The sequence below is a fragment of the Brevibacillus soli genome (genome assembly GCF_044759095.2).
Lineage (GTDB): Bacteria > Bacillota > Bacilli > Brevibacillales > Brevibacillaceae > JBIYSM02.
In genome coordinates this window covers 1-8,057 of the sequence record NZ_JBIYSM020000076.1, presented here as the reverse complement: position 1 = coordinate 8,057, position 8,057 = coordinate 1, and the positions used below count along the sequence as shown (strand labels likewise).

7 protein-coding genes and 2 tRNA genes are annotated in these 8,057 nt (G+C 42.8%); 5 read left to right on the top strand and 4 right to left on the bottom strand.

The features are described 5' to 3' along the window. Positions 1-285: 285 nt before the first annotated feature. The 4 genes from ACE99V_RS19745 to ACE99V_RS19730 all read left to right on the top strand — a co-directional run bounded on the left by ACE99V_RS19745 (position 286) and on the right by ACE99V_RS19730 (position 2,314). Positions 286-852 carry a phosphatidylglycerophosphatase A family protein gene (locus ACE99V_RS19745; protein ID WP_400492918.1) on the top strand — a complete coding sequence of 189 codons (567 nt, stop codon included), beginning with the start codon at positions 286-288 and terminating at the stop codon, positions 850-852. Positions 853-1,075: 223 nt separating this feature from the next. Then, a tRNA-Ile gene (locus ACE99V_RS19740) sits at positions 1,076-1,152 on the top strand. Between the two features lie 34 nt (positions 1,153-1,186). Beyond that, positions 1,187-1,262: transfer RNA gene (locus tag ACE99V_RS19735), tRNA-Val, on the top strand. 131 nt (positions 1,263-1,393) lie between these two features. Then, on the top strand, positions 1,394-2,314 hold the full coding sequence (locus ACE99V_RS19730; protein WP_400492917.1) for a tyrosine-type recombinase/integrase: 921 nt from the start codon (positions 1,394-1,396) through the stop codon (positions 2,312-2,314). 936 nt (positions 2,315-3,250) lie between these two features. On the opposite strand, the gene ACE99V_RS19725 is transcribed toward ACE99V_RS19730, so the two are convergent. From ACE99V_RS19725 to ACE99V_RS19710, 4 genes are all read right to left on the bottom strand, one after another. Then, on the bottom strand, positions 3,251-4,114 hold the full coding sequence (locus ACE99V_RS19725) for a hypothetical protein (protein ID WP_400492916.1): 864 nt from the start codon (positions 4,112-4,114) through the stop codon (positions 3,251-3,253). A gap of 162 nt (positions 4,115-4,276) precedes the next feature. Continuing rightward, positions 4,277-5,029: a hypothetical protein gene (locus tag ACE99V_RS19720; RefSeq protein WP_400492915.1), complete on the bottom strand. Its 753-nt coding sequence runs from the start codon at positions 5,027-5,029 to the stop codon at positions 4,277-4,279. A 105-nt stretch (positions 5,030-5,134) separates the two neighbouring features. Further along, positions 5,135-5,341, bottom strand: a complete 207-nt coding sequence (locus ACE99V_RS19715) for a hypothetical protein (RefSeq protein ID WP_400492914.1) — start codon at positions 5,339-5,341, stop codon at positions 5,135-5,137. Between the two features lie 264 nt (positions 5,342-5,605). Beyond that, positions 5,606-6,190: a tyrosine-type recombinase/integrase gene (locus ACE99V_RS19710; protein WP_400492919.1), complete on the bottom strand. Its 585-nt coding sequence runs from the start codon at positions 6,188-6,190 to the stop codon at positions 5,606-5,608. Positions 6,191-6,495: 305 nt separating this feature from the next. Here ACE99V_RS19710 and ACE99V_RS19705 point away from each other — a divergent pair, with 305 nt between their 5' ends. Then, entirely contained in the window at positions 6,496-7,032 is a 537-nt protein-coding gene (locus tag ACE99V_RS19705; RefSeq protein ID WP_400492913.1) for a hypothetical protein, read from the top strand. Positions 7,033-8,057: the final 1,025 nt, after the last annotated feature.

Sequence of the window (8,057 nt, the reverse complement as noted above, 5' to 3'; positions counted from 1 at the left end):
ACTACTTCCATTTAGAGAGCTGAATTCCTTTTGTTTTTGACTTACCCCAGGAATTTTTCAGGGGAAACTAGCTAAAGTCGGCTGGGTTTTCTTAGTTGCAGCAGGTCGCGAAGTGTCCTCGGAAGGTGTCCACAGCCTCATTTCCTTCATGATACAAAAACGGTGAAACCGCCGCCCAGAGTCCTGCGTAGTACAAGGAGGCGAAAGATTGTCGCAATTTCGTCACAGTATGATAGTATGATAAGAGTACGACTTCACTCATAGGGTGGAAGGGGTTGTATATGGATGAAGAAACAAGTTCACAGCAGCGAAGTCAGAAACGCCGCCCTGCAGCGCCTGGCAGATCGGGGGGTAACCGTTGAGGATATCGCCGAAATCGTATATCTGATGCAGTCTCCGTACCATCCCGAGCTCACACTCGAACCCTGCATCGAAAGCGTCAGGGCCGTTCTGGAAAAGCGGGAAATGCAGCACGCCATCCTCGTCGGCATCGAGCTCGACGTACTCGCCGAAAAAGGCTTGCTCTCCGAACCCCTGCAATCCATCATCGCGCAAGACGAAGGCCTCTTCGGCTGCGACGAGACACTGGCGCTCGGCTCCGTATTCGGGTACGGGAGCATCGCCGTCACGACGTTTGGCCATCTCGACAAGCACAAAGTGGGAATCATCAAGCGTTTGGATACCAAAACCTCCGGCAAGGTCCATACCTTCCTGGATGACCTCATCGCCAGCATCGCCGCCAACGCCTCCAGCCGCATGGCCCACCGCCTCCGCGACGAACAGGAAGCCCAGGCCGAGCGCAGCGAGCTGCAGGTACAGGTGAGGGAGGAGAAGGAAGAGCAAGCCGGATAATAGAGAGAAGGACCATTCTCATGCCGAAAGAGGATGGTTCTTTCTCCTACATGGAAAGAAAGGGAAGCCGCACACACGTTTGAAGAAACCGCTTCCGCCAGAGGGATCTGATGCAAGTTTTCCAATGTAGCTAAAAATTTTCGATGGAAATTTGATTTTTTCTCTTGAAATTTGTTGGGGAATGGTTTATATTAGATCTTGTCACCGCGTCCGGTAAGCACTCGGGCCCTTAGCTCAGTTGGTCAGAGCGGTCGGCTCATAACCGATTGGTCGTAGGTTCGAGTCCTACAGGGCCCACCATGAACCATCGTACATGGAACAGGTGATACACCATGATCCGGTAGCTCAGTTGGGAGAGCACCATCTTGACAGGGTGGGGGTCGCTGGTTCGAACCCAGTCCGGATCACCATACATAGATATATCAAGGGTTTGTAGGTGATTTGCACAGCGCAATAAAAGTTGTGGTCGCATACAGACACGCTTTCAATAAGGAAGCACACTTTCTTTCAGAATCAAAATCTGAAAAGGGGTGTGCTTTTTATGTTGTTGAAGTTTGCGATTAAAGATTTCAAGGACGACAGGGAATACAAAAACCTGTCACCTAAAACAATCGAATCGTACGTGTCTGCATTGAATGAATTTCAAGCTTTTTGTGCGAATCAGGAAACTGTTGATGTGAATGACGTAACGCCAAGCACAGTGAAAAGCTATCTACTGTACTGCCAGAAGGAACGAAACAACAACGTAACCACCCGAAACAGTAAACTGCACATCTTAAAGATTTTCTTTAACTACCTTGAAGAAATTGAAGTAATCACACAGAAGCAAAACCCATCCAAGAAGATAGCTTATGGTAAAGAAGATATAAAGATTGAAGTGTTCCAAGACAATCACATCAGAAAGATGTTAGGCTACTACCAGCGCATCAAGCAACGGGAAAAATCCTTCTATGCTTATCGTGACTACACCATGATTGTGTTTCTGCTTGGTACAGGCGTTCGATTAGGCGAAATGGTCAATCTTACGTGGAATGAAGTTGATGTTAAGAATGGAACAATTACGGTATTCGGTAAAAAACGTCAGCAATGTTCTATCCCCATCACAGATAAGCTAATCAAGGAACTATGTGAATACAGGATTTTCTGCGAACAATTGTTTAAGTACGTTCCAGATAACGTGTTTACTGATAATGAAGGAAACAAACTGACAGAAAACAGTGTGAAATGTGTTTTCAAGCGTTTGAAGGTAGTTATGAACTTCCAAGATGTACGCTTATCAGCACACACCTTCCGTCATACGTTCGCACATCGAATGCTGATGCATGGTTGTGACATCTTCACACTTCAAAAGATGCTTCGACACAGTAACATTTCCATGACACAACGTTATCTTGCCATTTGGGGAACAGCGTTGAAGGAACAGAATGACAAGTACAATCCACTGAATCACTTGGACATATAGTGTTGTAGTTGCTTCGTGTTGATTTGAAAGTACATCAAGTACGTTGATCAGCACGCCCGATTGACGTCCATCTACACATCAGAAGAACGTACATACACAACACGTATAGAACACGTCTAGCAGGGCGTCCAGTGTACAGACAGTGCACGTACAACACAAGTACAGCAGCACTTGCAGGAACACATACAGCACAGGTACAGCACGCATCAGGAACACGTATTGTAGGGCTGTGTTAAATCTTTTTCACATCAGAAGAACTTGTATGGACTACTTGCACATAACGTGTGCTACGCACACTACAGCACGTTACATCATTCTGTTGATTTAAAAGTATTTAGCATTGCGTAGCGAAGCGAAGCAAAACAGGCGTTAGCCTGTTAAGTTCTTTGTCAGTACGTACAGCACACATCAGTACACGTATATCAGGTGTTCTTGGAATCTGCGGTACTAACGCACCTTGATTGTTCTTCGCTTCGCTACGAACACTAAAAACTACTATAACTTCTTTTCACATCACAAACGTACTTGCAAGTAACGCTGAAGTACTTGTAAGTAACGTGTGCCAACGCACACTACAACAAGTATTCCTTTGATTTGAAGAAGTAGTTTAAAAGTTCTTTTTGTGTTGCGAAGCAACAAGCGGCTTTGCCGCTTCAAATAACGCAATCCTACACACCTGCTGTACGTGCAAATACGTTCTACCCATCTTCTTTGATGTGCAAAAGTACTTCTAAGATATAAGAAGGGATGAACACCCCGAAAAGTGACTTCAGCCTTACAGTACCAACGGTTTCAACGTTTTTTATAGGGTGCACAAAATCGCGTGTATTAGGGCAAAAAGGTGCACAAAATCGCGTGAATTGATGGCATATCAACAAAGAAAAAGGATACGTACAATGTACGTACCCCTTAACTTCCCACATCAAAGTGAATGCGTTACGGTCTATTGATTAGGAACAGTGTAAGAAATTCGTAGCTTAACAGTTCCTGTGCCTTTTCGTCTGCTAATCTACGTACAAGTAATGGATTCACAATTACGTTACATGTTCTACCTGTTGATGCGATGCTAAACGCATACATTTCACCCTTACTAGATGTGAACGTAATTTTGCGTAACTTCGTTGATACTTTTGTAGCATCGTGCTTTATCACATCAGCTATTTCTTCCAAGTTCATCGGTTGCAACTTTTCTACATTCACTTCACACGGATTGTGTACGATAAGATTGCTTCTGTAACTGATGTAGGGAAGTAGCAAGTACACCGCACCCAAATCTTTTGCCTTAACACCTGCATCAACTAGTCCTTGAATACTGCTTGTAATCAGCTTCACATTCTTCTGCGCATCAGACGAAAGAAAACTACCTTTCCAGTGGTACGTAGGGTTCATACAGTACACGCCTTCATCATTTACGCGAAGAACATCCACATCACGCAATATCTTAATAACTTTCTTCGCTTGACGTTCCTTCACGTTCAGCACTGATTCGAAGTCTTTTACCTTCGTAAATCGACGTTTTGATGTGCCTAGGGTACCGTCATACTGCAACACCGTCTGCAAGATTAGAAGATAACCCAACGTGGTATCATCAAGTACCGTTGCAAGTTGTCTAATCGCATCCATGTTGCCATTCGTAAACTTATCACCATGGGTGCGGTACAACTTCTTAGTTCCTTCGATACGTTTGATGTGTTCCCACGCTTCCTGTTGCCTTGATGTGCGATAATACACCACATCAGAAATTACCACACCTGTTCTTACTTCACCTGTTTGTTCATTAACCCATCTATCTGCTTCCATTAAACAACCAATCCCTTCACCATTTGTAATGGTGCGTTCGTTTGATTGGTTTGTTGTATTGTTCGCGCACAAGGAAAGCTACATATCAGACCAATTCCTATTGATGTGGAAGTTTAAGGGTGGTACACTTAAAGTACCAATATTGTACACCACCCACGCAAATCAGTGAATAAGGAAGTACACCGCATTGTATGCTGTGCTGATTGCCATGCAGCACACCATGCTGGACGCTAGACTACTGCCAATAGTCTGGCGTTTTTTTATCCCCATTCTGTCAGTGCACACCATTTCAACCATACCGGCTACTGTGTATTTGAAGGAATCTGAACCAGGTTCGTTTATTGTAGAAAGCAATCGACGTGCTTGCATATCACGTTGTACCTTTTCTGCATGTAGTAGCTTTTCTTCCGGGTAGAACTTCCCACCTGCTTTTTCGATAAGCCAATCGTAATGTACTTTGATTATCCTGCTTCCATTGTGTTTGCCATAGAAGAATGCATCGTCCCATTCATCGTGCCCCTTTTTCACAGCGTCTTGAAACGTCTTCATATGGCACATCACAGCACCAACACCTTCTAAGAAGAACACAATGTACTTGTTCATCGTGCATTCATCCAACGCCCATCCTACCTTACCATTCTGATGTGACAATTCTAGTGTCACGTTAGGTGCACGCTCAGCAGATACGTTCTTGCATTCAAACGAATAGGTGCGCTTCTTTGTACTGTCAAAACAAAACGCATCAACACTTGCATGTTCTAAGTACATCGCCAGCCTACTTCCGTTGTAGTTCAGATAGGATACTTCATCAGCTTGCAATTCTATGCACATCAGATGAAAGAATCCATCACGTTGCGCTTGCATTTCTTCGCATACTGCTTGCGTCTTCTTGAAACTTACCCTTGCCATAATCAAATCAGTCCCTTCCACCGTGTAATTGGTGCGTAGGTTGATTTGATTTGTTGTATTGTACCCGCACTTTGAAACTACATTTCAACGTGTCATCACATCACCAACAGATTACCCCTTCTGGGTAAGGAAGCCTTGATATTCAGGCATTGTTGCCACGTGCGCCTTGTACATATCCAATGCCTTCAAAAGCAGTTCAGCACGTGTGACCTTCCCCACTTCAATGCGACTTTGGAAGAACTGCACCATCGTATCAAGTTCTTCTAAGTAATCCGGTGTTACCTTAACACCAACAGTAATCTTCGCTACACCATCCATTGATTCGCCATCCTTTCAAAGTTTGCTGGGTATCGTTAACGATGATACCTTATATATCCATTATAAAACGCCTAGAATAGCACGTCTAATTTTTGGTTGGGGGGGGGTAGGCAGTCGTGATGACTTGCACCACTGTACACCCCTACGACCACCCAGACACCCAACCTACACGTTTTGTACGCATCATAGAACGGTATTAAGACAAACAAAAAAAGGCTGTAACAAAGGTTACACCCCTGAAAGTGCTTCTTCTGATGTGCCACATCACAACCCCAAGCAAAAACTATCTAATACCTTATCCTTTTCTTCCTGATTGATTCCGATATATTTTAACGTTATGGAAGGCTTGCTGTGATTTAGGATGTCTTGTAACAACGCAATGTCCTTGGTTTGTTTGTACAACCAGTAACCAAATGTCTTACGCATCGTGTGTGTGCCGATGGATTCTACACCTGCAAAGTCCGCTGCCTTTTGAAGTTGCCTGTACGCTTGTATTTTCGTTATCGCCTTATCACCTTTGCGCGAAGGGAATAAGTACTTTGATGTGTTGGTTTCAGCGTATGCTAACACTTCAGGGTAGATTGAATGCAGGTTAATTTCGCGTTGCTTCTTTGTTTTGCCTTCCTTTACCGTAATCTTCTTTTGCTTCCTGTTACGTAACGCTAGGATTTGTTGTGTTTCTAATGTAAGCAAATCACTGACACGTAACCCTGTGTTAATCCCAATCAAGAATAGTATGTAATCACGTCTACTACAATGCCTGTTCAACGCCCAAAGCATATCTTTGATTTGTTCCTGACTTCGGATTGGCTGTACGTCAATTTCGTGTGATTTGGTTTCCGTACGTATCAATCCCTTTATTTATCGTGTTTTGAATGTATACTTTTTTCTTGATAAGGCTATCATACTACTAAAAGCACCTGAATACAAGCAAATCAAGGAAATGAATGTTAACTTTTGGCTATTAGTTTACATTCGCGCTTGATAGGGTTAATACATAATGAATCAAAATGTTGGACTAATTAGACAATTCCGCGGAAGGAAACCTAGTACATTTAAGCAAAGTAGTTATACGGTAATGACGATGGGAAACGATAGGACAGAACTTGAAACAATGATGCGTGAAGCTATTTGGGATGGGGGAAGTCAAAATTATGGTTATTAAATACAACGTTAAATCAGACTTAGAAATTGGACATGTTATACGAATTACATTTGATAGAAAGGAAGGGCTGGTAATTTTCTATGAAAGTAATACCCTTTTGTGGGAAAGTGGATACCCTAAATTCCATCAAATGTCCTATGATTTTATGCGCAGTACGATTCAGCCTTTTGAAATAAAAGAAATGTGGGAAGCTTTAGACAGCACTGGTGTGGTCTATGGATGTGTTTTAGAACCTGCGCATCAAGATGGCATGGTATCTATCACGTTTCATCCAGACCCTAATATTCTTCACCAGATGGCTAAAGTAATTTTAGAACCGCAACAAGTACTTTTGGAAACAATCAAAGAACGTATAATGGGGAAAAGAAAGGAACAAAGAAAAACAGGTTATTCCTTTAGTTGGCATCAGTGTGATTGTAGGGCAACGTTAGAATTTGGTGACCCAATATGTCCAGATTGTACTGATTTTAAGTGTATTGTTTGTGGAAGATGTAAGTGTAATGAAAGGGAAAAACTGCAAGGCTAACAAAAAAAAACGATTCAGAATTTAATTTTAGACTAACATGATGTTTGGCATTATCCACTGTGATTTGCGTCTTATTGAAGCAATTAGATTTTGTCCAAGATGTTTTTTTTTCATGTTCCCTTTTGGGGGGCATGTTTTTTTGTTCTTCTTGCACATCAAAGAACAGGGCTGTTTGTGAAATGTCCGATGCATTCCCATCGTTTTCTACCGCCCTTCGGTTGGTTCCCTGATACGTTCAATCTGCAAGAATTGCATCTTTCACGTACAGGTTGTTTTGCCTAGCACTTCCGTTTGTTCATTAGCACATCAGAACAATACTTGTGCATCTGGAACGTTCCATTGATGTGCCAGTATTCTTTTTACCACCCCTATTTTTCTGGGTGGGGGGTGTAGTTAGACGTGCTTTGATTCGATTCCTTTTCGTACTTTACCACGTGTTGCTGTGTGTGCTGGTTGGTGTAAGGGGAAGAATCATTATTGGGCATTCTACGTGACTGAATCTATCACTGGTACCTTTTTTGTCCCCCGGGGGCTGTTGGGCTTCATAACTTCACTACTGAATAATTTGTAACGTTACATATCATCACAGAAAGAAGAATACACACCGCCATACGTAGACACGTACAGCAACACATCAGAATAGACTAGACCCCCATGGGTGGGTGGCGTTCTTCATGCACAGGGCAACCCATCTACTTCACCCGTACAGTAACACCTTCAGTGGCACGTTACTAAACGATAGGAATGTGTGTTCGTATTGTTTGGTAACACATTTTTCTAACTCAACAGTGCCACGTAGAACTGCACGTAATCAAGCACATCAACAGAATGCCAGTGAATCAATGTAGGATGAAGCTAGTGTTTTATATACTTTCCCTGATTCGTACAAACACAGCAACCGACGTTCCCTTTGCCGCTAAATAATCTTACTTTTTTCCATCAGACCACTGTCAATAGTCTGTGAAAATGTCACCTTATCTGTTCAGTGAAAATGTCACTTGAATATCAAATAAAGTGCCCCAGTG

Excerpts from the sequence above, each read along its gene's own strand:
- ACE99V_RS19745 (WP_400492918.1), top strand. The coding sequence starts at position 286 with ATGAAGAAACAAGTTCACAGCAGCGAAGTCAGAAACGCCGCCCTGCAG.
- ACE99V_RS19730 (WP_400492917.1), top strand. The coding sequence starts at position 1,394 with ATGTTGTTGAAGTTTGCGATTAAAGATTTCAAGGACGACAGGGAATAC.
- ACE99V_RS19725 (WP_400492916.1), bottom strand. The coding sequence starts at position 4,114 with ATGGAAGCAGATAGATGGGTTAATGAACAAACAGGTGAAGTAAGAACA.
- ACE99V_RS19715 (WP_400492914.1), bottom strand. The coding sequence starts at position 5,341 with ATGGATGGTGTAGCGAAGATTACTGTTGGTGTTAAGGTAACACCGGAT.
- ACE99V_RS19705 (WP_400492913.1), top strand. The coding sequence starts at position 6,496 with ATGGTTATTAAATACAACGTTAAATCAGACTTAGAAATTGGACATGTT.